Origin of the sequence: Arthrobacter sp. SLBN-100, from assembly GCF_006715305.1 — a bacterium.
Classification (GTDB): Bacteria; Actinomycetota; Actinomycetes; order Actinomycetales; family Micrococcaceae; genus Arthrobacter.
In genome coordinates this window covers 3079237-3102926 of the sequence record NZ_VFMY01000001.1, presented here as the reverse complement: position 1 = coordinate 3102926, position 23690 = coordinate 3079237, and the positions used below count along the sequence as shown (strand labels likewise).

Sequence of the window (23690 nt, the reverse complement as noted above, 5' to 3'; positions counted from 1 at the left end):
CGAGGTGCCGTCCCGCCGGGCTCTGATGCGCTTTCGGTATGAAGCGCGGACTGCTACTTCTTTTCGCTGTCCAGGAACTTCTGGAAGGCGTCATGGGCCGAGTCAGCTGCGGCGGAAGCGTCAGCACCCGTGATGCTGGCGACGATCGGTTCGCCCACGATCTCACGGGCCTTGCCCACCGTGACAACCTCGGGCCGGTCGTGGCCCACACCATTCTTGGCGCTGACCGCGATGGCGTCAGCGAGGTCCTTCGGGTACGTGGAGGTCCCTTCCGCATTGGACCAGACGGAGGAGCGGGGTCCGGGGACGCCGGCCTTCTGCGCAGCCAGGGTACGGTCCTTGCTCGTGGCCCACTGGATGAACTTCCAGGCGTTGTCCTGGTTGCTGGAGGCCTCGTTCACGGCCAGGCCCCAGGACGGGATGTTGTAGGGCTTGGAACCGGCAGGTCCTGCGGGCAGGGGTGCAAACCCAACGGTATCTGCCACCTTGGACTTGGCTGGATCAGTGGCGTTCTTGTAGAGCGAGTCTGCCTCGGTGTAGAAGGCGGCCTTGCCTTGGGTGAAGATGGCCATGGCCTCGGGCCAGCTCATGTCGGTGCTGACGTTGGCGGGGCCGTAGTTCTTGATCAGGCCGCCGTAGTAGGCGTAGGCCTTCTTGGCAGCGTCCGAGTTGACGGAGGACTTTCCGCTGGAGTCGGTGAAGTCGCCGCCGAAGCTGTACAGGAAGCTGGAGAACTGGGTGACGGCCGCGGACTTGCCGGTGCGCGCCACGAATCCTGCGGTATCGGGGTTGGAGGCCTTGATGGCTTTGGCAGCCGCTTCGAGCTCCTCCATGGTCTTGGGGACCTCCAGGCCTGCTGCCTGCAGCAGGTCCTTGCGGTAGTAGAGGACCTCACGTTCGGTGATGATCGGGACGCCTACAACCTTGCCGTCAGCCGTGGTGGCCTTGACCGGGCCCTCCTGGTAGTCCTTCCAGTCCCAGGTGGAATCAGAAGACACTTTGTCGGTCAGGTCGGCCAGGTAGCCGTTCTTCGCAAACGCCTTGCCCTCCTGCAACGGGCGGTACATCATCACGTCGATCTCATCGCTTCCAGCGTTGAGCTTGACGTTGTACTGATCGGAAAGCTGGTCTTCGCCGAGCTGGGTCAGTTCGACCTTGAGTCCGCTGGACTTCTCAAACTCCGGAATGGCGGCCTTGATGCCTTCAGTCCAGACGTGGTTCGCCAAGGTCACCCGGACTGTGCCGGATTCCTTGGCATCGCTGCTGCCGCCGCCACCGGTGCAGGCGGTCAGTCCGAGCGAAAGCGCGGCGGCGACCGCCGCGTACTTCACTACAGAACGTCGCTTCATTACGACTCCCTTGCTTTGAGAGGGCTGGATCAGGTCCGCCCGCCTACAGATGCATCTTTACATCTGCTTTGAGAGCCAGCATAGATAAATAAGGCAGACTTAGACAAGCCCCCAACGCTGCCGCGTATGATTTATCCATGAAAACCCCGAAGGCGGAGTCTCCGACTGACCTGCATGCGGCACTGGTGCAGCGTCTCGGGCTCGCGATCGCCGACGGGCAGCTGGCAGCGCACTCAATTCTGAGGCTGGATGAGCTGGAGGAGCAGTACCGTGTGTCCCGTTCGGTGGTCCGGGAGGCCGCGCGGGTGCTCGCATCCAAAGGAATGCTCGAATCCCGCCGGCGCTTCGGCACGGTGGTGCAGCCTGAAGAATTTTGGAACCTCTACGACCCGGAGGTGATCCGCTGGCGGCTGGCGTCCTCGCGCCGGCTGGAGCAACTGCAGTCGCTCAATGAGCTGCGGGGCGCGGTTGAACCGCAAGCTGCCCGCCTTGCCGCCGAACGCGCATCCTGGGATGCAGGCAGCGAACTTGTCTCCCTCGGAGCGCGGTTATGGGCAGCTGGCCAGCGCGGCGATCAGGACGAGTTCCTTCGGCTGGATGTGGAGTTCCACGCGGCTGTGCTCAAAGCCTCCGGCAATGCGATGTTTTCCCAGCTCCAGAACCTCGTGGCTGAGGTCCTCACCGGCCGTACAGAGCATGGCCTGATGCCGAATCTGCCCCATCACGAGGCACTGCAGTTGCATGTGGACGTGGCGAGCGCTATTCAGCGCGGGGAGTCCGGCGCTGCGCATGCCGCGATGAGCAGAATTGTGGAACAGTCCACGGAGGAGATGGGCCAGATTTGGTCCATCCATCACCACTCGGGCAGCGCTCCGCCAGCCACCGGGCGGACAAGCCGTTGAGCCATGGCGGAGCTGCCGGGCAACGTGTTTGCCGCGAAAGATCCGGCGCTCACACCGCCTTGGCCGTTGCCAGCTCCTTCGCCAGGAAATCCAGGACGGGCTGCGCCTCCGGGCTGCCCGCCGCGTGGTTGAGGTGCCCGTGAACGGCGCCGCGGGCCAGGAAAAAGGAGACCGGAACTCCGGCCTGCTCCAGGTTGGCGGCGAAGAGCTCCGAGGAACCCCGGCCGTCGTCGTACTCGCAGGCGACGATGGCGGTCGGCGGCAGCCCTGACGGATCGGCGTAGCCCGGCATCGCATAAGAGGACGCCATGCTCACCGGCCCGCCCACGTAGTTCTCCGCGTTCCGCACACAGTCCTCGAGCGTGAAGCGCAGGTGCCGGGGCAGCGTTGCCATCACCTCCTCGTCCAGTCCACCCGTAGGCGGCGGCAGTTCAGCGTGGAGGAAGGGATAGGCCAGGAGGAGCTTCGCGGGGAGCGGCTTGCCGGCGTCGGTCAGGTACAGCGCGGCGCCCACGGCGAGGTTCCCGCCCGCGCCCGCCCCGCCCAGGCATAGCAGTTCGGGATCCAGCCCCAGGCCGGCGGCGTTCCTGCGGACCCAGAACCAGGCGGCCAAAGCGTCCTCGTGGGGCACGGGGAAGTGCACGCCGTCGCGCGCCAGCCGGTAGTCCACGGACAGTACCGGCGTTCCGGACGAGGCCAGCACCCGGCCCAGGTAGTCGGATTCGGGCATGTCCAGCCCGCCGCTGACGAAGCCTCCGCCGTGCAGCCACACCAGCCCCTGCCCGGCTGTCCGCGGCGTTTCACCGTAGATACGGATAGTCACTGGGCCGCGCCGGCCGTCCGCGGTGACGGTGCGGATGGGAACGTCTGGACCGGCGCGGCCGGGCAGGGTTTCCGGGCCTTCCGGCGCCGCGAGGTACTGGGCGAAACCGGCGTCGGGAGCGAGGGTCCCGTCGTCGGCAGGAGCAGAGGCCTCCCGCTGCGGCGCCGTCACGGCTGGCCCAGCTTCTCTGTGAAGAAGCGGACGGCGGCCGCAAGGATGGCGTCCAGCTGGTCCTCTGCCCCGAAGAAGCAGTGGTCCCCGCCTTTGATGGTGACCACCTCGTGTTCCACTCCGGCGCCGGCGAGCGCCGCCGCCAGGAGGTCGGTCTGGGAGTGTGGGACCAGGCCGTCACTGTCGCCGTGGATCAGCAGGAACGGCGGCGCCCCGGCGGTGACGTAGCTGACCGGGCTTGCCGCAGCCAACAGCGCGGGATCGTCTGAGCCGCCCACCAGCATGTACTCGGGCTGCAGGGGCATTCCGGCCGGAACAGCGGCGGTCAACGCCGGCGGGAAGAGCCCTTCCGGGGTGTTCATCGGCGGGATGTCCACCAGCGAGGAGACCCCGTAGAAGTCGACGACGGCGCTGATGCCGCTGGAGTGTCCCTGCGCACCGAGGCCGCCGTGCAGGTCCTCCCGGTTGCCCGTCAATCCCAGCAGGGCCACCAAGTGCCCGCCGGCGGATTCGCCCCAGGCTCCGAACCGTTCCGGATCGACGCCGAGATTTTCTGCGAATTCCCGGAGGTAGCGGACTGCCGCCTTCAGGTCGTGCAGCTGCGCGGGGAACGGCGCCTCCAGGCAATGCCGGTAGTCAACGGTGGCGCAGGCAATCCCTGCTTCGTTAAGCAGGCGGAACACCGAATCGGGCGCGAAGGTGGGTGGCAGTTCGCGGCGGTCACCCAGCTGGAAGGCTCCGCCGTGGACCCACACCACCAGCGGCACGGGACCGGTGGCCTGGCGGGGAAGCCAGATGTCCATTTTGAGCGGCCGGAACCCGATGGCGCGCGCGTAGGTGACTTCGCTGTGCACTGCGGAAACGTCCGAGATGTTTTCGGGGATGCCCGGGGCGTCGAAGACGGGGAACGGGGGAACGTCCACACTGCCGGGCCGGGCCGTATCAAAGGGTTCGGTTTCGTAGACCTCAGTGGCTTCGTTGACACTCATGGCGCGCTCCTTACAAGCTCGGGGTTTTCGATTGTTCCGCCGGCGGCGGGGGCGATGAAGTGATGCTTTCCGGGTCCGACGACGGCGGGAGGCTGGCCGGGCAGGCGGACTTCGGCGGTGGTCCCGGACGGGACGGTCGCGTGAAGCTGCATCCCGCCGTCGTCCGTCATCCATTCGACCTCAATCAGGCCCTGCGGGCCCTGATGGGAAGTGGCCGCGGACGTCAGGCCCGCGCCGGGGCGCGGCTCGATGATGACCCGTTCGTAGCCGGCGCTGCCGGAAGCCTGCCGCAGGCCTGCGGTGTAGCGGTGGAGGAAGGACACCACGGCTCCCTTGCTGTAGTGGTTGAGGGACTGCTGCGGGGCGCCGTCGGCGTCGATGCCGTTCCAGAGCTCCCACATGGTGGTGGCACCGCGGTCCACCATCACCAGCCACGAGGGTTCCGAGTCCTGCATCAGCAGCTCGTAGGCGAGGTCCAGTTCGCCGTTGTCGGCGAGGACGGGCAGCAGGTAGGGCGTGGCGAGGAAGCCGGTCCCCACGTGCGTCCCGGCGGCCCTGACCAGCGAGACCAGCTGGGCCGTCACGGAGGCCCGCTGCTCCGGGCTGACAAGGTCAAACGCGAGCGCGCGGACGCAGTTGGCCTGGCTGGGCTGGATGACGTGCCCCGAAGAGTCCAGGTATTCCAGTTCCCACGCCTGCCGGACGTTTTCGGAGAGTTCAGCGAGCGCGGCGGCTTCCTCCTCCTGCCCGAGGACTCCGGCAATCCTGGCCAGCAGGGCTGTGGAGTTCCGGTAGTAGGCGGTGGCTACGATGCCGTGATCCGCAGTGCGGGCGGCGAACAGGTCCGGTTCTGGGCCGTCCGGTTCCATCCATTCGCCCCAGTGGAAGCCGGTGTCCCAGAGGAAGTGTTCCTGCGGCGCCGGTGTTGGGCTGGCGGCTGTGCGGTCCTGATGGCGGTTGGATTCGGCGGAGGTCCGGACGAAGTTGACCCAGCGGTTCATCGCGTCCCAGTTCTCGGCGAGGATTGCAGCATCGCCGGTGGCCAGGTACAGCTCCCACGGCACCATCACGATCGCGTCGCCCCAGCCGGCCGAGCCGTTGACGAAGGCCATAAAGTCAGCGGACGTGGTGTCGGGGCCGGGCGAGGGCGAGGTGTTGGCAATGACGCCGTTCTCCCATTGGTCGGCGCGGACGTCGTTCAGCCACTTCCGCGAGAAGCCGGCAACGTCGTAGAGATATGCCGCCGTGGGAATAAACAGCTGCCAGTCCCCCGTCCAGCCCGCCTTTTCCCGCTGCGGGCAGTCGGTGGGCACCTCGCAGGCATTGTCCCGGAAGCTCCACTGAACAATGTGGTGGAGCTTGTTCAGCCGCTCGTCGCTGCAGGTGAAGGCGCCCAAAGGTTCCAGATCGGTCTGGACCAGGTAGGCGGTGATCTCCTCCGCCGCCAGGTCCTCGCTCAGGCCCTGCACGGACACGAACTGGAAGCCATGGGTGGTATGCCGCGGTTCGAATACTTCTCCCGGAGCGTCTGATGCCGTCACCTCATCAACCTGCCCGGCGGCCAGGAACTGGCCCGGGTTGCGGAAGGCGAGCGGACGCAAGTGGTCTTGGGTTACGTCGCCGTTGCCGTCCAGCGCCTCCCCGTACACGAGGGTGACCTTCTCCCCCGGCTCTCCCAGCCTGGTGAGGCGGACCCAGCCGTGGATGTTCTGGCCAAAGTCCACCACCTGGTGGCCATTTGAGAGGCGGGTGATGCCTACCGGCGCGAGCTCCTCCACGATCCTGGTAGGCGATGCCACCGGGCCGGCGAGGGTTTCGTAGCTTCCTTCGCGTTCGACGGCGGCACTCACCGCGGATGCGGCGGTTCCGCGTGCTTCCAACACCCTGAAGTCCACGCGCTGGCCCGCCATCAGGTCGGCGCGAAGGATCTCGGTTGGCGAAACCAGCCAGGACGCATCGGTGCCGATGACCGTTCTGGTGTCCCCGGACTGCATCTCCAGCTGTGCAAGGAGGGCGGTGTGCGTGCCGTACATGTCGGCGTCGCGGGTGAACCCGAAGGTTCCGCGGTACCAGCCGTCCGTGAGGATGGCGCGGATGTTGTTGGTGCCGGGACGCAGCAGCGCGGTGACGTCGTAGGCCTGCACCTGCAGCGTGGTGTTGTAGCTGGTGGACCCTGGGGTCAGTTGCTGGTCGCCTACGCGTTGTCCGTTGAGGAACAGCTCGTAGATGCCGTGCGCGGTGGCGTAGGCGCGGGCTGTTTCCGGGAGGGCTTCAAGGGTGAACGTCCGGTGGAGGGCGTAGCCGGGGCGTTCGCCGGGGGCCGGGACGTCCGGCTCCTCGGGGCCGATCCATTGCGCGGTCCAGTCGGAAGGGTGCAGGAGTCCGAGTTCCACTGCCATCGATTCGGACCAGGCGCTTTCCGTTTCGGTGCCGAGGGCATCCGTGGTCCACGTCCGCACGCGCCACACGAACCGGCTGCGGGACTGCAGGGCAGGGCCGGCGTAGGGCACGAAGTTGTGCTGGTCTGATTCCACCCGGCCGGTGTCCCAGCCGTTGCTGGCTGTGATTTGGTAGGCGGTTTGAGCTGTAGTTGCGGCGGGCCCGGTTTCCGCAGGCATCGTCCAGCTGAGGCGCGGTTGCGCGTTGGTGATGCCCATTGCCTCGCGGAGGTGCTCCACGCGCAGCCGGGTGGGCGCGCCCGGAGCCAGGAGGGGTTCCTCGACGCCGGCGTCGAGACTGGTGGAGGTCATGCAGGAGGCTCCTGAACGTGGGACAGCTGGAGTTCCAGCTTCCTTTCAGTCAGGCAGCCGCCCACAGCGTTCTTTCATTGGTTGGAATAGTATTGTGGGGTAGCTCACGGACTCCGGTCCGAACTTCCAGTGCGCAAGGACCTCCGGCCATGACTGTCCCCCCGGACACCGATACCACTCCCACCCGCGGGAAGCGGCCCAAGCAGGGCGAACCCGTGATTGACCGGGCGCTGAGCCTGCTCTCAGTCTTTTCCGACCGCCGTCGTGCCCTGACCCTCTCGGAACTCGCCCGCCATGCCGGGATGCCGGCCCCCACGGCGCTGCGCCTGATCGCCCGGCTGGTTGCGTGGGGGGCGCTGGAAAGGCTCGACGACGGCAGGTACGTTGTGGGGGTCCGGCTCTGGGAGGTGGCTTCCCTGTCACCGCGCGGCCACGGGGTGCGGGAGATTGCGCTGCCCTACCTCGAGGACCTGTTTGAGGTGACCCGACACCACGTGCTGCTGGCCGTCCGGGACAACGAGGAGGCGGTGCTGATCGAGCGGCTGTCCTCCAAGGACGCGACGGAAGTGGCGTACCGGGTGGGCGGGCGCGCGCCGCTGCGGTCCACCGCCGTCGGGCTGGTCCTGTTGGCGGGTGCCGACCAGCAGTTCCAGGAAGCCACGCTGCGGAAGCCGCCGGAAAACGAGCCCGGGGTGGAGAACATGCCGGAGGGCCAGCTGCGCCGGACCCTGTCCGATGTGCGGCGCACCGGCGTCGCCATGATCCGCCGCTCGGCACCCTCACGGACGGTGTCCGTGGCGTCGCCCATCTTTGACGCGCAGGGTTCGGTGGTGGCTGCACTGTCCATTGTGGTGCCGGACGGCTCCACCCCGCCCAACGTGCTGGCCCCGGCAGTCCGGGCGACGGCGCGTGCGGTCTCCAGGAACCTGGGCCACCTTGCCGAGGTCAGCCCTGACGTGCGGACGCACTCGGAGGGGTAGGCGGCGGGGCATGGGCGGGCGTGCCGGCCTCGGCCAAGGCAGGCATTTTTCGCGCCGGCGAAGGGCTGAACCACATCCGGCACCATGTTCGGACCGGGTGGCACCACGTGAAAGGAATATTCAGCTGACGTTCGTGCGCTCCGCGATCTCCGCACCTGCTGGTGCCGGCTGAGCGGTTACTACTTGGGTATTCTGATCGTGCTCCAGGGCCGGCCCTCCGGCCACGATCACTGCAGCCCGCTCCCATGGCCGGTCTTTAAGTAGGAAGGGAATTTCTTCTTCCTCCCACTCCCTGTGCAGCTCTTGTTCTTCCTGGCCGTCCCGCGCCAGGAGGCGACGTCGGGCTTCAAGGTTGTCGCACTGCACCCAGATCGAAGCGTCGATGAGGTCGGAGAGCGCTTGGCGTGATGATCCGCTCCCTTCCACCCACACCACGGAACGCCCGGCGGGTAGAGCTATGGCACCTGGACGTTCTCGGGCCACCCAACCCGGCGGACGGTAATGGACCGCGTCGCCTTGGAGCAGGGGTTCGAGGACTCCGTCACGGAGTTCATGGGCCCAGTCAAAAAACGATAGATGCCACGCTACATCGTCCGTGTGAACGACATCTGAGTCCGGCACCAGAGCTAGCAGACGATCGACCAGGGTGGTCTTGCCTGCCCCGCTCCTTCCATCTACCGCTACAATCCAGGGGCGGTTCGGACGTTGCCCTGCTGCCGGCAGCAGCCGCCGCACCACGCCCTCCAGTGACTCGGCTTGCCAGGGCCCCGCATCGGTTTCGCCGACTTCGGGTTTCATATCCATGGTTACCTCGACTTCGATTATCGGTGCGGTGCAAAAGCTGCTTGGCATGGAGTCTCGAGAAGTTCCTTGTTGAGCGCAAGCTCTTTTCGGGGGTGAGAATAGCTCGGGCCAAGAAACTATAAAGGGGCTTTGGTCTGCTTGGGCCATTATCCAGATAGAGTCTGGACAATTGCGGCTGGAGCGTCAGAGCTCCCAACTACGGTGCTTGGTGCAACAAAACTTGCTGGCGGTCCGTATGCGCGATTTCTTGCCGGTCTGAACCGCGGGAATGCATGGCGGGTGACGCCGCCGGCGACTGTGGTCATCCCGGAAGAGTGCGCCGGCAGCGCGCCCCCCCCTGTCAACGATCAGCCATCGCAATCCGGCATCTATCCCGCCTCACTCGCCAGGACTAGGATGCAGGTGCACGGCTACCGCGGCCACCTGCTGCGGCAATCAAAGGAGCCGTTGCGGGGAAGGATATGTCATGCAATGCATAACCTGGTTCGCGCCGATACTGCCCGGAAAATTGGATGAGTGGAAGTCGCTCATTCAAGAAATAAACGGCCCACGAATGGAAGAGTACCGAAAATCACGGGAGCGCATGGGGCTGACCAGGGAAGTTGTCAGCCACATGGAAACTCCTCAGGGAGACTTTGTAGCCCTGTTCCAGGAAGGCGAAGACGTCTCCAAAGCATTTCAAGCACTTGCAGCATCGAACGAGCCCTACGACGAGTGGTTCAAGGAGAAAATCTCTGAAATCCATGGCATCACGCCGGAAATGCTCCAAGCCCCTCTCCCGGCCAGAGTCGTCCTGGACTACAAGGCCGGCTGACCAGAGGGGTGCGTACTAACTGCGCCCCTCGTTCAAGAGTCACCTTGAAAAGTAAGCATGCTTTCTATTAGTTTGGTGTGAGCTTCTTCGCCTGGCCCCATCAGGCGGAGTGGTTGCCAGGGAGGCCCCGCTTTACGTCTTGAACTGCTCCCCGCGCTTGCCGTGTACCCCCAGAGGACCATGGAGCAGCTCGATACCGTCCTCGAGCGGTTCATCATTGACGAATACAACCAGAGCACGCACTCCGAAACGGGCGAGGTGCCCGTCGTTGGGGGGCCGGCGGCTGGATCCCCAACGATCGCTTTTCCCAGTCACCGTCCTGGGCGACGACAGGACCCGCCCTCCTGCCACAATCCAATGTGATCGATAGCCGATGTTATGTTACGCAGAACCCGGCGAATCGCACCGATTCGCCGGGTTCAGAACTGAATAGGATCAATTACCGGCGTTTAAGAACGCCCGGGAGAGCAGCTGACTTCATTTCGTGGCGTTCGGCCAGACCCGTCCTATATTTTTCCGCCATTTACTCAGCTTCCACGGCCGCGGCGACAGCTGCTGTGACCGCCGGGGCAACCCTGGCGTCCAGCGGGCTGGGCACGATGTAGTCCGCGGACAGGTCATCGGCTGCGAGGTCTGCGATAGCGTAGGCTGCCGCAAGCTTCATGGCGGGAGTGATGCGGCGGGCCCCGGCGTCGAGGGCGCCGCGGAAGATGCCCGGGAAGGCCAGCACGTTGTTGATCTGGTTGGGGAAGTCGCTGCGGCCGGTGGCCACCACGGCGGCATACTTGACGGCCACCTCGGGCAGGACCTCCGGGTCCGGGTTGGAGAGGGCGAAAACGATGGCGTCCTGGTGCATCAGCGCGAGGTGCTCTTCGTCCAGCTTCGAGGAGGAGACGCCGATGAAGACGTCGGCGCCGGCGAGGGCTTCCGCCGGGCCGCCCTCCAGGCCGCGGGGGTTGCTGCGGCCGGCGATGCCGGCTTTCTTGCTGGCCTGGTCCGCGGCAAGGTCCGTACGAGTGCTGTTGATGATGCCGCGGGAGTCCAGGAGGACCACATCGGTGATGCCGGCGGCCAGCAGGATTTCGGCGACGGCGATGCCAGCCGCACCGGCGCCGGAGACCACCACGCGCAGGCTTTCCAGTCTGCGGCCGGTCACCTTGGCTGCATTGGTCAGGGCGGCGAGGGCAACGACGGCGGTGCCGTGCTGGTCATCGTGCATCACCGGGCAGTCCAGCGCCTCGATGAGCTTTTCCTCCAGCTCGAAGCAGCGCGGTGCGGAGATGTCCTCGAGGTTGACGGCGCCGAAGCTGGGGCGCAGGCGGACGAGGGTTTCGACGATTTCGTCCACGTCCGTGGTGTTCAGGACCAGCGGAATGGAGTCCAGGTCGCCGAAGGTCTTGAACAGGGCGGACTTGCCCTCCATGACGGGCAGCGAGGCGCTGGCTCCGATGTTGCCCAGGCCCAGCACGGCGGTGCCGTCGCTGACCACAACCACCAGGCGCTCGGCCCAGGTGAGGGTGCGGGCCAGTTCTGGCTTGGCGTGGATGGCGCGGCTGACCTCAGCCACTCCGGGAGTGTAGGCGATGGACAGGTCGCGCTTGTTGGACAGCGGAACGGTGCTGGCGATGGAGAGCTTGCCGCCCTGGTGGGCGTCGAAAATCTCGGCTTCGGTCAGCGCGGTGGCTGCGGAGTTGTCGGTGGCTGCAATTGCGTCAATGGACACGTCGTTGTCTCCTGGTGCTCGCCGTGCTCACACGGCACATGGAACCTGCGCCCGAACGGACCCAAGGAAGTGGTTGTGGCTTGCTGAATGAGCGCCCGAGGGCTGCCTGGTAGTAGGGCATCCGGCAAAGACCTGCCGGTTCTCGAACTGGTACGTTACGCCATTCTTCCGAGCGAACCGCAACCCTTTATGACCAATATGAACGCAAGGGTGAGGCCAATCACTGCATGCCCAATGATGAAGGTCACATAACGGACCGACGCGAAGAGCCAAGAGCTTGTGCGCAGCGTCTTCCACATTATCTAAAGGAGACACATCATGGCTTCTCAACGAGGAGAGTCGCTTGACAGCGTGAAGACGCGGCGCAAGGGCCTGGACAAGTCGCATTACCTCTACATTGCCGTCATCGTCGCCGTCATCCTGGGCGCCGTCGTCGGCCTGCTTTTCCCCGAGGTGGGCAAATCCCTCAAGCCGCTCGGCGACGGATTCATCAAGCTCATCAAGATGATGATCGCACCGATCATTTTCTGCACCATCGTCCTGGGCATCGGCTCCATCGCGAAGGCCGCCACTGTGGGCAAGGTCGGTGGACTGGCGCTGGGCTACTTCGTGGTCATGTCCACGTTCGCCCTGGCCATCGGCCTGGTGGTCGGCAACCTGATCCACCCGGGCGAGGGCCTGAAGCTGGCACCCTACGATCCCTCCAAGAAGGCAGAAGTCGACAGCACCGTCGCCTTCCTCCTCGGAATCATCCCGGGCGACATTCCGGTCCTTCCCACGCTCTTTGCAGCCCTCCTCGTAGGTTTCGCCCTCCAGAAGATGGGCCCGCAGGGTGCACCCGTACTCAAGGCCATCGGCCACGGCCAGGCCGTCGTCTTCCGCATCCTCATCATGATCATGTGGCTGGCCCCCGTGGGCGCCTTCGGTGCCATCGCCGCCGTCGTAGGAGCCACCGGCTTCCAGGCCATCGTCAGCATGTTCACCCTGATGGCTGCCTTCTACATCACGTGTGCACTGTTCATCGTCATCATCCTGGGCGGACTGCTGAAAACCGTGACCGGAGTCAATATCTTCAAGCTCATGAAGTACCTGGCCCGCGAATACCTGCTGATCTTCTCCACGTCCTCCTCTGGGCAGCTCTGCCCCGCCTGATCGCCAAGATGGAACACCTCGGCGTCTCCAAGCCCGTTGTGGGCGTCACGGTCCCCACCGGCTACTCCTTCAACCTTGACGGCACCGCCATCTACCTGACCATGGCGTCCCTGTTCGTCGCCAACGCCATGGGCACCCCGCTGGACCTCGGCGCCCAGGTTTCCCTGCTGGTCTTCATGATCATCGCCTCCAAGGGTGCAGCCGGCGTCACCGGCGCTGGCCTGGCTACCCTGGCTGCAGGCCTGCAGGCACACAAGCCTGAACTGCTCGGTGGCGTCGGCATGATCGTCGGAATCGACAGGTTCATGTCCGAGGCCCGCGCCCTGACCAACTTCACCGGCAACGCCGTAGCCACCATTCTGATCGGCACTTGGGTCAAGGAAATCGACCGCGGCCAGGTGGACCAGGTACTGGCCGGCAACCTGCCCTTCGATGAGCAGACAATGGTAGCCGGGCACGGCGAACCTGTGGCAACGGGGGCTGAGGTCCGGCCCGTCCCGGTTCCCGCCTAGCCTCTCGACCATTACCTAAAACGAAGCCGGCCGATGCCGCAAACCGCCCGCACAGGTAGACCTGTGCGGGCGGTTTCCATGTTTACGGCACCGACCTTCAACTTCAAGCTCCTGAAGGCGGCTTTTGCTGTTCCCCGGGGCATTCCCTTGATGGGACCTCGAGGGGTGGCCCGGTCGAGGACGGTGTGAGCTGCGCTTGGCACGACACAAAGCTCCGGGAAGAAGAAGTTGCCCAAAGACTAAGCGCATCCACGCCAAACAAACTGGACAAAGGAAACTTCACGTTTCGCGCCGCTACATCTTCTGACTGAGCGCGCCATGCGTCAGTGTCGTTACACCCCAAACTGACGGCGTGAACTGCTCCCACTGCTCAGACCCTCTCCCCGCGGAGTTTCACACACACGTTTGAGGCGCCTTGCGCCCACAGACTAGGACGCGGTGAGGCGCGTTCCCCGTTTTCGGCCGCTTGGACCGTTAAAGGGTTCCCGACGGCGGTTGGTACCCAAGGCGTTCTGCCAGCGCCTTGGGAGGCCAGATAGAGGAGTGCGCTGCCCTCGTGCGAGGTCGCAGTACCAAACTCCTACCCAGACGGCTGCGCAAAGTACGGGCACCTTGGTGCCACTGCGGTTAGTAGCAGAGTTGGGTAACCCTGTCCACCTCGTTGGTGTGGTGCGATTTAGCTAACCCCGGCACGTCGTCCGGATATGCTGGCGGGGTGTCGAGGGACCGGCTGGCCAGAGTCGCTGTGGCCCGTCGTCACTCAGGCCCGTCTAGTCAGCCACCGTCGTCGCCCGGGGAACCAAGACCGGCGGGAGCAGTGTTGAGCTCGCGGTTTTGCCGCCGATCCCCTGCAACAGGGCCTCGACGCTGAGCCGACCCATGGTCTTCAGATCCGAACGCACTGACGTGAGCGGGATGGGCAGGTTGTCGGCTAGAACGAGGTCGTTGTATCCAATGAGTGCCACATCTTCTCGCAGCCTTTTCCCTGCGGCCCGGATGGCACCCATGGCACCCAGGGCGGTGAGGTCATCCACGGCAAAGATCGCCGTGGGCGGCTCCGGCAGGGCCAGCAGCTGCGCGCCGCCCATCCGTCCGGCAGCCGTGCCGAACCCGGTGCTCGCCACATAGTGGTCCTCCACGGGATAACCGGCGGCTTCGAACGCGCGCCGGAAGCCTTGTGACCGTTCCCGGCCGGTGCTCGCCAGCAGATCCCCGGCTATGATGCCGACCCGCTTGTGACCCAAGTCCAAAAGGTGCTGGGCGGCCAGCCTGCCGCCGAGCTCGTCATCGGTCGCCACGGACAGATGTCCCTCCAGTCGGCGCATCACGAGCACATAGGGTACGCCGCGGCTCTGCAGCTCGTAGCCGGCCGTGTCGCCGATGTGTGAATCGCCGATGATTACCCCGTCCATTTGCCGGGACAACATGGCATTGAGCCGTGCCCGGCGGTGCTCTGAATCGTCGTAGGTGTTTGCCACCACCGTGCTGTAGCCGGCCGACTCCGCAGTCGCGTCGATGCTCTCATAGATCGTGGCCAGCGCCAGATCGGTCAGCCGAGGAACCAGTACGCCAATCAGTCGTGAGGTTCCAGTTCGCAGCCCGGCGGCGCCCAGATTGCGACGGTACCCGAGCATGGCAGCGAGCTCACGCACGCGCCGGACAGTCTCGGTACTGATCCCCGAGGGGTCGTCGCTAAGCGCCCGGGAGGCAGTGGAGACATGCACCTGGGCGTGATGGGCCACCGTGGCCAGAGTGACGGGCCTGGGACGCCCAGATGCGGGTGAATCGGTGATAGCGGCGCCCCCTTCAGATGTTCCAAGAAGTCTAGTCCCATCCGGAGAGGGATCTGCGTGCAAAGGTTTGCGCCATTTCACCGGGCAGGTGCGAGCATTGAATGTTAATCGAGCAGAAACCTTGACGAAACACGGCGTTTCTAGTGTGATGTACGAAACACTTTCCTCCGCGTTGTTCCGCCAAGAGCGCAACGCAAACGATTGCACGATCCACCGTCCTTCGGACCAACGTTAAATCAAGGAGCACTATGCTCGATCTCATCGATCAGAGCCAAGAAGCCGCCGAACGACTCGGTAACGGCATTTTGGAATTGGCCACGTACCGCGATGCGACCCGGCCAGGTTGGACCAGGGAAGTGTTCAGCGAGGCGTACCGGGAATCCCGGCAGTGGGTTTCCGAGCAGATGGCTGGAGCCGGACTTGAGGTCCGGGTGGACGCCGCCGGCAATATCGTCGGCCGGCTCGCCGGCAACGATCCGAACGCCCCGGCGCTGGTAACCGGTTCGCACACGGACACGGTTGACGGCGGCGGCCGTTTCGACGGCGTCGTGGGCGTGCTTGGTGCGTTGGAGGCCGCTCGGCTGCTCCGGGAATCCGGGCAACGGCTCCACCGAGACCTCCTGGTTGTGGATTTTCTCGGCGAGGAATCCAATGCCTTCGGCCTCAGCTGCCTGGGCAGCAGGGCCATCACTGGCGAACTATCCCACGCGGACCTGGACCGGCAGGATTATCGCGGCGTCAGCCTCGGGCAGGCGTACCGCGACTTCGGGCTCGATCCCGGGGCCGCGCTACAGACGCGCTGGGCCCGCAGCTCACCGCTCCACGCCTTCATAGAGCTGCATATCGAACAGGGCCCCACTCTGGAACAGCGCCAGCTACCGCTTGGCATGGTCACGGCTATCACCGGAATCGAGCGGCTCGTCGCAACCTTCACGGGAAGCCCCGACCACGCCGGCACCCGGGCGATGGATGATCGCAGGGACGCTATGGTTGCAGCGGCCGAAGCGGTACTCGCTGTCCGCCGCCAAGGTTGCGGCGCCCCCAACCACGGGGTCGCCACCACCACCCGTGTCGAATCCGAGTCACGCTCGCCCAACGTGGTGCCATCCCTCGTACGGATGACCAGCGAAGTCCGCAGCGTCGACAACGTCTGGCTTAGCGGGGTCCGTGGCCGGCTGGCCGAGGAAATCCTGGGCAGTGCACGGAACCTAGGAGTCGACGTCGACTTCGACTGGACCACGGACAACCCCGTCGTTCAGGCCCATCCACGTATCCACGACGTAGCCGCAGCGGCCGCTGACGCCAGCGGCATTCCGTGGATGCCCATCCCCAGCGGGGCTACCCACGACGCCGTTCATATGGCGGCGCTCGCGCCGATGGGCATGATCTTTGTACCGTCCAAGGCCGGCAAAAGCCACTGCCCGGAGGAATGGACCGAATTTACTGACATCGCCATCGGCGTCGGCGCCCTCGCACAGACGCTGACCGGGCTCGACCGCACCGAGCTTCTAACGCATTAGCACGATACTCATCATCCGCTCGCCTCCTTATCCAGCATCGGAGCATCCATGACTACTGCAGAAACTTCCGGGACCTCCACGGACATCCTCTCAATTGCCAACCTCCCCGTCCTTTGGGTGCTGGCCATCGGTGTCTTCGGGGCCATTATTCTCCAATCCGTCATCTACATGCGCGCCGCCAGGAAGGCAGGGCCGGCCGCGGATATCTCCCAAATCGAGTTGAAGCAATCATTTCGGGCCGGCGCCGTGGCGGCGATCGGCCCGTCCCTGGCCGTTGTGCTGGTCAGCATTGCGCTGCTGACCCTGTTCGGAACGCCCGCGGTGCTGGTCCGAATCGGCCTTGTGGGTTCCGCAGCCACGGAATCTGCATCGGCGAGCCTCGCCGCCACCACCATGGGGGCAACGCTCGGCGGCCCGGGTTACAACCAGAGCGTCTTTGCCGTGGCATTCATGGCGATGAGCATGTCCGGTGCAATGTGGATGATTTCCACGCTGGTCCTCACTCCGATCCTCCGACGCGGTGATTCGAAGCTGCGTGCGGTCAACCCTTCCCTGATGGCGATCGTTCCCGCGGCCGCGCTGATCGGGGCGTTCGCCAGCCTCGGCATCGCGGAGCTCGGCAAGACCCCGGTGCACATCGTCACTGTCATAGTGTCTGCCTTGGCCATGGGCATCTGCCTAACGCTGGCCAAAAAGTTTGCCGTCGCATGGCTACGGGAATGGGGGCTTGGGATCTCGATCGTGGTTGGCCTCTTTGTCGCCTACGCCGCCCACACGTCCGGAATGGCTGCCTAGGCAGCCAGGCCAAGCCACTATCCCGTCTCGAAAGGATTGACTTCATGACTGCTCTCGCCAGTGACACCTCCCGCGCCGCGGCGCTCCTCCAATTCGACCGCACCACCTCCCGCTGGGGCCAGATCACCATGGGCTCCGCACTCATCTTCTCGCTCGCAGCCCCGCTCTACCTTGTATTCTTCGGCGACCTCGGCATCACCTCCGGCCAGATCTGGACAGCCTTCTTCGCCGTCGCGGCCGCGTTCTTCGTGTTGTGGTTCGTTGAGCCCATCACCTACTACCCCGTCCTCGGCCCGGCCGCCATGTACCAGGCCTTCATGATCGGCAACATCGCCAACAAGCTGCTCCCTTCGGCCCTGGTGGCCCAGGCGACGGTCGGCGCCAAGGCCGGCACCAAACGCGGAGAGTTCGCGGCCCTCATGGCCATCTGCGGAGCCGCGATGGTCCACGTGGTCTCGATGCTGCTGTTCGTGGGCGTGCTCGGCACCTGGTTGGTCAGCGTCATCCCGGCCAACATCGTGGATGTCGCCCGGCTCTACATCTTCCCCAGCATCATCGGCGCCGTCCTGGTCCAGCTCATCGTCACCATGAAGCAGCCTAGGGTGACGGTCATCGCCGTCGTCGTCGCTGCCATCGTCCTCTTCGTCCTAGTCCCCGCCGTCCCGGCGCTCGCCAAGCCGGCCACCGGGATTGTGGTCCTGCTGACGGCGGCCCTGGCATGGTTCCTGCGGTCCCGCAAGGACACGACCGCCGCCACCACCCTCGTGAACTAGGGCGCAGCTGAACGAAGCTCGCTGAATTAAGCCCAGCAAGCTCCCGAACCAGACTCCCGAACTCCTCCGGAAGGAACCCCATGACCATCAGCACTTCATTGTTTGAACTCAGCGACACCCGCCAGGCCGAAATGCACGAGCTCTACCACCACCTCCACGCGCACCCCGAACTCTCGATGCAGGAGACCAACACAGCGGCGTTCATCCAGCAGAAGCTCGACGCACTGGGTTTGGAAACGATCATGTGCGGCGGCACTGGGGTCGTGGGAATACTGCGCAACGGGACAGGACCGGTCGTGGGCTACCGTGCGGACACCGACGGCCTGCCGATGAAGGAAGACACCGGCCTGGAATACGCCAGCACCGCCACTGGGGAACTCACAAACGGCACGCCCGTCCCAGTGATGCACGGCTGCGGCCACGACACCCACATGACCGTCGCGCTCACGGCCGCACAACTGCTGACCGAAAACCTGGACGTGTGGTCCGGGACCGTGGTCTTCATCTTCCAGCCTGGCGAGGAAACCGCCGCCGGGGCCAAGGCCATGATCGAAGACGGACTTTGGGAAAAGGCCCCGAAGCCGGAAATCATCTACGGACAACATGTCTGGCCGGGCCTGTCCGGAACAGTCAACATCAGCAGCGGCACGGCCATGGCCATGGCCGACTCTTGGAAGATCACCGTCCACGGTCGCCAGGCCCACGGCTCCCAGCCGGAGCAGTCCATTGATCCGATCGTCCTCGGCGCTCACATGGTCGTGCGGCTGCAGACCGTCGTATCCCGCGAGGTCCACCCGATGAAGTCCGCCGTGGTGACCGTGGGCACCTTCCACGCGGGGCTGAAGGAAAACATCATTCCTGCCACGGCCGAGTTCTCCATCAACGTGCGGACGTTCGACGTCGACGTCCGCACCCGGGTGCTCGATTCCCTGCGTCGAATCCTGCATGCCGAAGCGGACGCCTCCGGAGCCCCCGCCCCCGACATCGAGGAAATCTCCAGCTTCCCGCAGTGCTACAACGACCCCGCCTCCGCCGACGCACTGATCAGCGAGTTCCAGGCCGCCCTCGGCGAGGACTGCGTGAACGTGGTCCCGCCAGTGATGGGCAGCGAGGACTTCGGGCTCCTCGCCCAGGCGCTGGACGTGCCGTCCGTGTACTGGATGTTCGGCGCCTACACGCAGGACAGGCTCGACGCCGAGGCTCCCCTGCCCGGGAACCACTCGCCGTACTTCGCACCGGACGTCGAGCCGACCCTGAGCACAGGCCTCCGCGCCGCCCTGACTTCCCTGCTCTCCCGGGTGGGCAGCTCTTGGGCCGCGCTGTGACCGAAACGGCGGCGAACGGCATCAGCGCGCTGTCCGCCACGGAGCTGACCGCGGCCATCCGGGGCCGGCACATTTCCGCACGCGAGGCCCTCGATGCTCACTTCGCCCGGATCGACACCGTGAACGGAGAGCTCAACGCGGTGGTGACCGAGGACCGCGAGGGTGCGGCGGCGCTGGCAGCGGCGGCTGACACACTCACCGTCTCCGGTGCCCAGCTCCCGCCGCTCCATGGCCTGCCCATGACACACAAGGACACCAACAACACCAGGGGCCTGCGAACCACACAGGGATCGGTGATCTTCCGGGATTTCGTGCCGGACTTTGATGATCTCATCATCGCCAGGTTCAAGGCGGCCGGTGTGGTCACCACAGGCAAAACCAACGTGCCGGAGTTCGCTGCCGGCTCGCACACCTTCAACGACATCTTCGGCACCACCGTCAACCCCTACGACACTGCGAAGAGCGCCGGCGGCAGCAGCGGCGGCGCGGCGGCCGCCATCGCGGCCCGCATCCAGCCGCTCAGCGACGGTAGCGACATGGGCGGCTCGCTCCGGATCCCGGCATCGTTCTGCAACGTGGTGGGGTTTCGGCCGTCGGTGGGCGTGATCCCGGTGGCGCCGACCCGCAACGCGTGGGCCTGGCTCGCTCGGACCGGCACCATGGCCCGCGACGTGGAAGACATCGCCCTTGCCATGACGGCCGTCGCCGGGCCGGACCCCTCCGTGCCCTATGCCGCTCCGGTGCCGGCCGGGCGATTTACCGAGCCGCTGCGGCGCGACCTGACCGGCCTGCGGATCGGCTGGTCACCGGACTTCGGCCTGGGCGTCCCGGTGGAGAAGGAGGTGCTGCGCGTCCTGGAAAGCCAGCTGCGGATCTTCGAGGATCTCGGCGCCACCGTAGAAGAAGCCGCGCCGGACCTGCGGGACGCAGACGAAGTATTCAGCACCACCCGAGCGTTCGAATTTGCCCTGGGCCTGGGTGAGCTGGTGGCCAAGCACCTGGACGTGGTCAAGCCTGAAGTGCGTTGGAACGTGGACAGGGGGCATGCACTCAGCGGGCAGGACCTGGTCTCCGCAGCCCTCGCCCGGACCCGGCTGGACACCAGCGTGCGGCGCTTCTTCGGCCGGTACGATGTGTTCGCCAGCCCCACCGCGCAATTGTTGCCCTTCGAGGCGTCATTGCGGTACCCGACGTCCATCAACGGCACCGAGTTCGAGACATACCTGGACTGGATGCGCTCCGCCTGCCTGATCTCTGCGACCGGCATCCCTGCCATCTCGGTTCCGGCCGGGTTCAGCGACTGCGGCTTGCCGGTGGGGCTGCAGCTGGCGATGAACCACGGGCAGGATTTCGAGCTGCTCCAGGTCGCCTACGGCTACGAACAGGCCACCGGCCACGCGAAACGGGAGCCGGCGCTGGGGTGATGTTCGGATAGATCAGCAGGGAAAGGTCTACCAGTACCTGCGCCACGCCAAGCTGGACTGAGCCTCTCCCCTACCGGCGCGGCCACTGCGCGGAACCGAAGCGGGTGGCAGGTGACGGAAGATCCATTATCGGCGTTTGAAAATGGGCGGGAGAGGGGCCGAAAAAGGGACGTCTCACAACTCAGTTCGCTAGATCCATCTCTGCTGTTTGGACGACAAGGTATGGCCCCCAGTTCCGGCCGCGTTATCAACAAGCACGGCCTAGTCGGCCCCGAGGCATGTTGACGGAATATCCGCTATCGGTGGTGGCGAAAATCAGGAGGCGAGACGGAAAAAGGGAGCGAGTGTGAACGGGAAGTAATTGCAGTCGAAAGTGAACGCTGGTTCACTCATAGAAGGTAAACATGCGTTCACCCCTCTCCGCACCTCTGCAAGCAGCCCATGCCGCCCTCCTCCGCCCCCGAACCGCGGCGACGTCCGTCCCCGTCCGCGATCACCGCAGTCCTGCCTGTCAGCGGCACGCTTGTTGCGCTGATGCAAACGTTGGTTGTTCCGCTTCTTCCGGATTTTCCCGGATCCTGGGCGTAACGGCCGACGACGCCTCCTGGCTGGTGACCGCCACCCTCCTCTCCAGCGCCTGGCCACGCCCATCGTCTCCCGCAGCGCGGACATGTACGGCGAACGCAACCCTCGTCTAAAACAGCCGTGCCTTGAGACCTTTCTTAACGCCAGCCACGGTGTCCGGAACAGAACCTTTGGACTGTGGAGTCCGGGCTTCCCGTCCCTGTATCAGCCGGCCACCACCCTTGATGTCGCATCAAGTGCGTCCTCGAGGATCATCTCGGCGGCCTTTTCCGCGATCATTATCGTGGGAGCCTGCGTGTTCGAACTGACGAGACGCGGCATGATCGAGGAGTCAACGACGCGTAATCCCTCAAGCCCATGGACCTTCAACCGCGGCGAGACGACCGAATCCTCATGGGTTCCCATGGCGCAGGTGCCGACCGGATGGTACGAAGTGCGTCCGTAGGAGCGCACGAAATTCACGTACTCGTCGCGGGTTTTAACCGGGGTACCGTCGCCCATGCGCTCCGCTCGAATGAACGGAGCCATCGACGACTGCTCCATAATCTGTCGGCTCTGCTGCACGCCGGCGATGGCCATCTCGACGTCGTAGTCATCGGCCAGGTAGTTTGGATCGATGAGCGGTGCTTTTGCCGGGTCCGAGGACGCGACACGGACTGTCCCCCGGCTCCGGGGCCGTACGAAGTACGAGTTCAACGTTGCACCGAATCCGGGCCGCAGGGTTGGGCAGCCTACCTCCGCCCGCGCCGCCGGCAGGAAGTGGAACTGCAGGTCCGGCGTCTTCTCGTCCTTGTTCCCATAACTGAATCCGCCTGCCTCTACGACGGTTGAGGCGAACGGTCCGGAATGGAGGGCGAGGTACTCGAGACCGGCCATAATCGCTGCCGGGCTCACCCGGTTGAGCCGGTCCAGGCTGTGGTAGTCGGTGAGTTCGAAAACGACGTCGACAGCGCAGTGGTCCTGCAGGTTCTTACCGACACCGGGCAGGGGATGTATGGTGTCGATGCCGGCGGCGGCGAGGTCAGGCGAGTTACCGATACCCGAAAGCTGCAGCAGTTTGGGCGAACCGAAGGCGCCGCTCGCGACGATCACTTCCCGCTTGGCGCTGTACGTTCGTGCGCTGCCGCCTTCGAGCGCCCGAATCCCGACAGCTCGGCCGTTCTTGATAACTACTTTGGAGACGATCACGTTAGTGCGAACCGTGAGGTTACGCCGCTTGCGCGCGGGTTTCAGGTAAGCGACGGCCGCGCTGCACCGGCGGCCGTTCTTCGTGGTCGTCTGGTAGAAACCGACGCCGTACTGCTCGGCACCATTGAAGTCGCTGTTGTAGGGCAACCCGAACTCTTGGCCCGCTTGCACGAAGGCCGCCGAGAGCTTGTGCGGATGTACAAGGTCAGATACTCCGAGCGGCCCCTGGGTTCCGTGGTGGGGTGCCGAGAGCCGGCTGTTCGACTCTGAGCGTACGAAGTACTTGCACACCTCGTCGGCGGACCAACCTTCGCATCCGTAGTCCTTGACCCACCCGTCGTAGTCCTCGGCCACGCCGCGAGTAAAAACCTGGGAGTTGATGGATCCACCTCCGCCGAGCACATGGCCTTGGCGGAGCGGAATACGACGGCCGTTGCCGTGCTTCTGCGGAATGCTGGCATAGCCCCACTGATGCGGCCCGGTACTAAGTTTCGGAAAGCCGGCGGGCATGTGGATGAACAAATTGCGGTCGGTTCCGCCCGCCTCTAGCAGGAGGACGCTAACCGTGGGGTCTTCACTGAGCCTGCCGGCCAAGACACAGCCGCCGGTGCCGCCCCCGGCAATTACGTAGTCATATGCGCCGTCGTAGAACATTGAACCCCTCGGCTCATCGCTAACTGCACCGTAGCTTGAAGCATTCACTAGAGTCTCTGGTCCCGCGGGGATGGTGTCAACCCCACCCACGACAGGTACAGCTGTACTCAGGCGAAGCGACTACTCCCCAGGTGCCTACCGATCGGCCACGACGGGCCTCAACATGATGTACCCAAGTGCCGTTCCGATCCCCAGTGTCACCAGAGACGACGTGCTTTTCCCTCCCGGCACAACCGCGGATCAGCGCCCCGGTCATGTCCGCAGCGATGACGAGGAACTGTTGGGTAAACCTGACGTCGTATTTATCGGCCTGTCGGGGAGGCAGCCCGGACAGGACAGGCCGAAGGTGTTGGCGCTGTCCTGGCGGTCGATCCGGTCAAGCCTCAGCAGGCCGTTCAGATCCTCGAAGAGCTGGTCTATCAGGACGGCCGAGGCCTCCCGGAGGGCGCCGGCCAGGAGCTTTGCCTGGAACAGGCTCTGGTCGCGCCGCTCCGGCGTGATTGAACGTATTCATTGCAGATCATCAGCGTCCAGCCGGCTCCGCTGGACCTCCGTCAGATCCTCCAGCCGGGGTTCGAAACCCAGCTGCTCCAGGCTTAGGCCGGTCAATTCCTTGCCAACGTGGAGCGCGTGGCTCGATGTAGTTCTCTTCCCCGGCCATGGC

The 23690-nt window shown here is 64.8% G+C and carries 16 protein-coding genes and 1 pseudogene; 9 read left to right on the top strand and 8 right to left on the bottom strand.

The features are described 5' to 3' along the window. Positions 1–53: 53 nt before the first annotated feature. Entirely contained in the window at positions 54–1349 is a 1296-nt protein-coding gene (locus tag FBY31_RS14300; protein ID WP_142042220.1) for an ABC transporter substrate-binding protein, read from the bottom strand. Between the two features lie 137 nt (positions 1350–1486). On the opposite strand from FBY31_RS14300, the gene FBY31_RS14295 reads away from it, so the two are divergent. Beyond that, the gene (locus tag FBY31_RS14295; protein WP_142042217.1) at positions 1487–2251 is read left to right on the top strand and encodes a FadR/GntR family transcriptional regulator; all 765 of its coding nucleotides are present in this window, start codon (positions 1487–1489) and stop codon (positions 2249–2251) included. Between the two features lie 49 nt (positions 2252–2300). On the opposite strand, the gene FBY31_RS14290 is transcribed toward FBY31_RS14295, so the two are convergent. Genes FBY31_RS14290 through FBY31_RS14280 form a run of 3 tightly spaced genes read right to left on the bottom strand, consistent with a single transcriptional unit; the run spans position 2301 to position 6984 of the window. Continuing rightward, on the bottom strand, positions 2301–3245 hold the full coding sequence (locus FBY31_RS14290; RefSeq protein ID WP_142042214.1) for an alpha/beta hydrolase: 945 nt from the start codon (positions 3243–3245) through the stop codon (positions 2301–2303). Beyond that, positions 3242–4234 (bottom strand): alpha/beta hydrolase, encoded by a 993-nt coding sequence (locus FBY31_RS14285; RefSeq protein ID WP_142042211.1) that lies wholly within the window; start codon positions 4232–4234, stop codon positions 3242–3244. The genes FBY31_RS14290 and FBY31_RS14285 overlap by 4 nt, the downstream gene beginning before the upstream one ends. After that, positions 4231–6984 carry an alpha-L-rhamnosidase gene (locus FBY31_RS14280; RefSeq protein WP_142042207.1) on the bottom strand — a complete coding sequence of 918 codons (2754 nt, stop codon included), beginning with the start codon at positions 6982–6984 and terminating at the stop codon, positions 4231–4233. The genes FBY31_RS14285 and FBY31_RS14280 overlap by 4 nt, the downstream gene beginning before the upstream one ends. Positions 6985–7133: 149 nt before the next feature. Here FBY31_RS14280 and FBY31_RS14275 point away from each other — a divergent pair, with 149 nt between their 5' ends. Beyond that, the gene (locus FBY31_RS14275) at positions 7134–7964 is read left to right on the top strand and encodes an IclR family transcriptional regulator (protein WP_142042204.1); all 831 of its coding nucleotides are present in this window, start codon (positions 7134–7136) and stop codon (positions 7962–7964) included. Positions 7965–8084: 120 nt separating this feature from the next. Here FBY31_RS14275 and FBY31_RS14270 read toward each other — a convergent pair whose 3' ends face one another. Continuing rightward, positions 8085–8762, bottom strand: coding sequence for a uridine kinase family protein (locus FBY31_RS14270; protein ID WP_235013063.1), 678 nt, complete (start codon positions 8760–8762; stop codon positions 8085–8087). Positions 8763–9234: 472 nt separating this feature from the next. Here FBY31_RS14270 and FBY31_RS14265 point away from each other — a divergent pair, with 472 nt between their 5' ends. Further along, entirely contained in the window at positions 9235–9582 is a 348-nt protein-coding gene (locus FBY31_RS14265; RefSeq protein ID WP_142042201.1) for a DUF6176 family protein, read from the top strand. 523 nt (positions 9583–10105) lie between these two features. Here the strand turns inward: FBY31_RS14265 and FBY31_RS14260 are convergent. Then, entirely contained in the window at positions 10106–11305 is a 1200-nt protein-coding gene (locus tag FBY31_RS14260) for an NAD(P)-dependent malic enzyme (protein ID WP_142042198.1), read from the bottom strand. Between the two features lie 318 nt (positions 11306–11623). Here FBY31_RS14260 and FBY31_RS14255 point away from each other — a divergent pair. Next, positions 11624–12969: pseudogene (locus FBY31_RS14255) on the top strand (cation:dicarboxylate symporter family transporter). A gap of 770 nt (positions 12970–13739) precedes the next feature. On the opposite strand, the gene FBY31_RS14250 reads toward FBY31_RS14255, so the two are convergent. Further along, a complete protein-coding gene (locus FBY31_RS14250; RefSeq protein WP_142042195.1) occupies positions 13740–14711 on the bottom strand; it encodes a LacI family DNA-binding transcriptional regulator in 972 nt (323 codons plus the stop codon). A gap of 299 nt (positions 14712–15010) precedes the next feature. Between FBY31_RS14250 and FBY31_RS14245 the strand changes: the two genes are divergently transcribed. The 5 genes from FBY31_RS14245 to FBY31_RS14225 all read left to right on the top strand — a co-directional run bounded on the left by FBY31_RS14245 (position 15011) and on the right by FBY31_RS14225 (position 20599). After that, positions 15011–16282, top strand: coding sequence for a M20 family metallo-hydrolase (locus FBY31_RS14245; RefSeq protein ID WP_142042192.1), 1272 nt, complete (start codon positions 15011–15013; stop codon positions 16280–16282). 48 nt (positions 16283–16330) lie between these two features. Then, positions 16331–17077, top strand: a complete 747-nt coding sequence (locus FBY31_RS14240; protein WP_142042189.1) for a DUF5058 family protein — start codon at positions 16331–16333, stop codon at positions 17075–17077. Between the two features lie 44 nt (positions 17078–17121). Next, positions 17122–17850 carry a hypothetical protein gene (locus tag FBY31_RS14235; RefSeq protein WP_142042186.1) on the top strand — a complete coding sequence of 243 codons (729 nt, stop codon included), beginning with the start codon at positions 17122–17124 and terminating at the stop codon, positions 17848–17850. Between the two features lie 80 nt (positions 17851–17930). Beyond that, entirely contained in the window at positions 17931–19175 is a 1245-nt protein-coding gene (locus FBY31_RS14230; protein ID WP_142042183.1) for an amidohydrolase, read from the top strand. Continuing rightward, complete coding sequence (locus tag FBY31_RS14225) at positions 19172–20599, top strand: amidase (RefSeq protein WP_200833375.1); 1428 nt, start codon at positions 19172–19174, stop codon at positions 20597–20599. Before FBY31_RS14230 ends, FBY31_RS14225 begins: the two co-directional genes overlap by 4 nt. Before the next feature lie 789 nt (positions 20600–21388). On the opposite strand, the gene FBY31_RS14215 is transcribed toward FBY31_RS14225, so the two are convergent. Beyond that, complete coding sequence (locus tag FBY31_RS14215) at positions 21389–23026, bottom strand: GMC family oxidoreductase (protein ID WP_142042178.1); 1638 nt, start codon at positions 23024–23026, stop codon at positions 21389–21391. Positions 23027–23690 lie beyond the last annotated feature (664 nt).

Excerpts from the sequence above, each read along its gene's own strand:
- FBY31_RS14215 (WP_142042178.1), bottom strand. The coding sequence starts at position 23,026 with ATGTTCTACGACGGCGCATATGACTACGTAATTGCCGGGGGCGGCACC.
- FBY31_RS14240 (WP_142042189.1), top strand. The coding sequence starts at position 16,331 with ATGACTACTGCAGAAACTTCCGGGACCTCCACGGACATCCTCTCAATT.
- FBY31_RS14270 (WP_235013063.1), bottom strand. The coding sequence starts at position 8,762 with ATGAAACCCGAAGTCGGCGAAACCGATGCGGGGCCCTGGCAAGCCGAG.
- FBY31_RS14275 (WP_142042204.1), top strand. The coding sequence starts at position 7,134 with ATGACTGTCCCCCCGGACACCGATACCACTCCCACCCGCGGGAAGCGG.
- FBY31_RS14265 (WP_142042201.1), top strand. The coding sequence starts at position 9,235 with ATGCAATGCATAACCTGGTTCGCGCCGATACTGCCCGGAAAATTGGAT.
- FBY31_RS14285 (WP_142042211.1), bottom strand. The coding sequence starts at position 4,234 with ATGAGTGTCAACGAAGCCACTGAGGTCTACGAAACCGAACCCTTTGAT.
- FBY31_RS14295 (WP_142042217.1), top strand. The coding sequence starts at position 1,487 with ATGAAAACCCCGAAGGCGGAGTCTCCGACTGACCTGCATGCGGCACTG.
- FBY31_RS14230 (WP_142042183.1), top strand. The coding sequence starts at position 17,931 with ATGACCATCAGCACTTCATTGTTTGAACTCAGCGACACCCGCCAGGCC.
- FBY31_RS14235 (WP_142042186.1), top strand. The coding sequence starts at position 17,122 with ATGACTGCTCTCGCCAGTGACACCTCCCGCGCCGCGGCGCTCCTCCAA.
- FBY31_RS14300 (WP_142042220.1), bottom strand. The coding sequence starts at position 1,349 with ATGAAGCGACGTTCTGTAGTGAAGTACGCGGCGGTCGCCGCCGCGCTT.
- FBY31_RS14280 (WP_142042207.1), bottom strand. The coding sequence starts at position 6,984 with ATGACCTCCACCAGTCTCGACGCCGGCGTCGAGGAACCCCTCCTGGCT.
- FBY31_RS14245 (WP_142042192.1), top strand. The coding sequence starts at position 15,011 with ATGCTCGATCTCATCGATCAGAGCCAAGAAGCCGCCGAACGACTCGGT.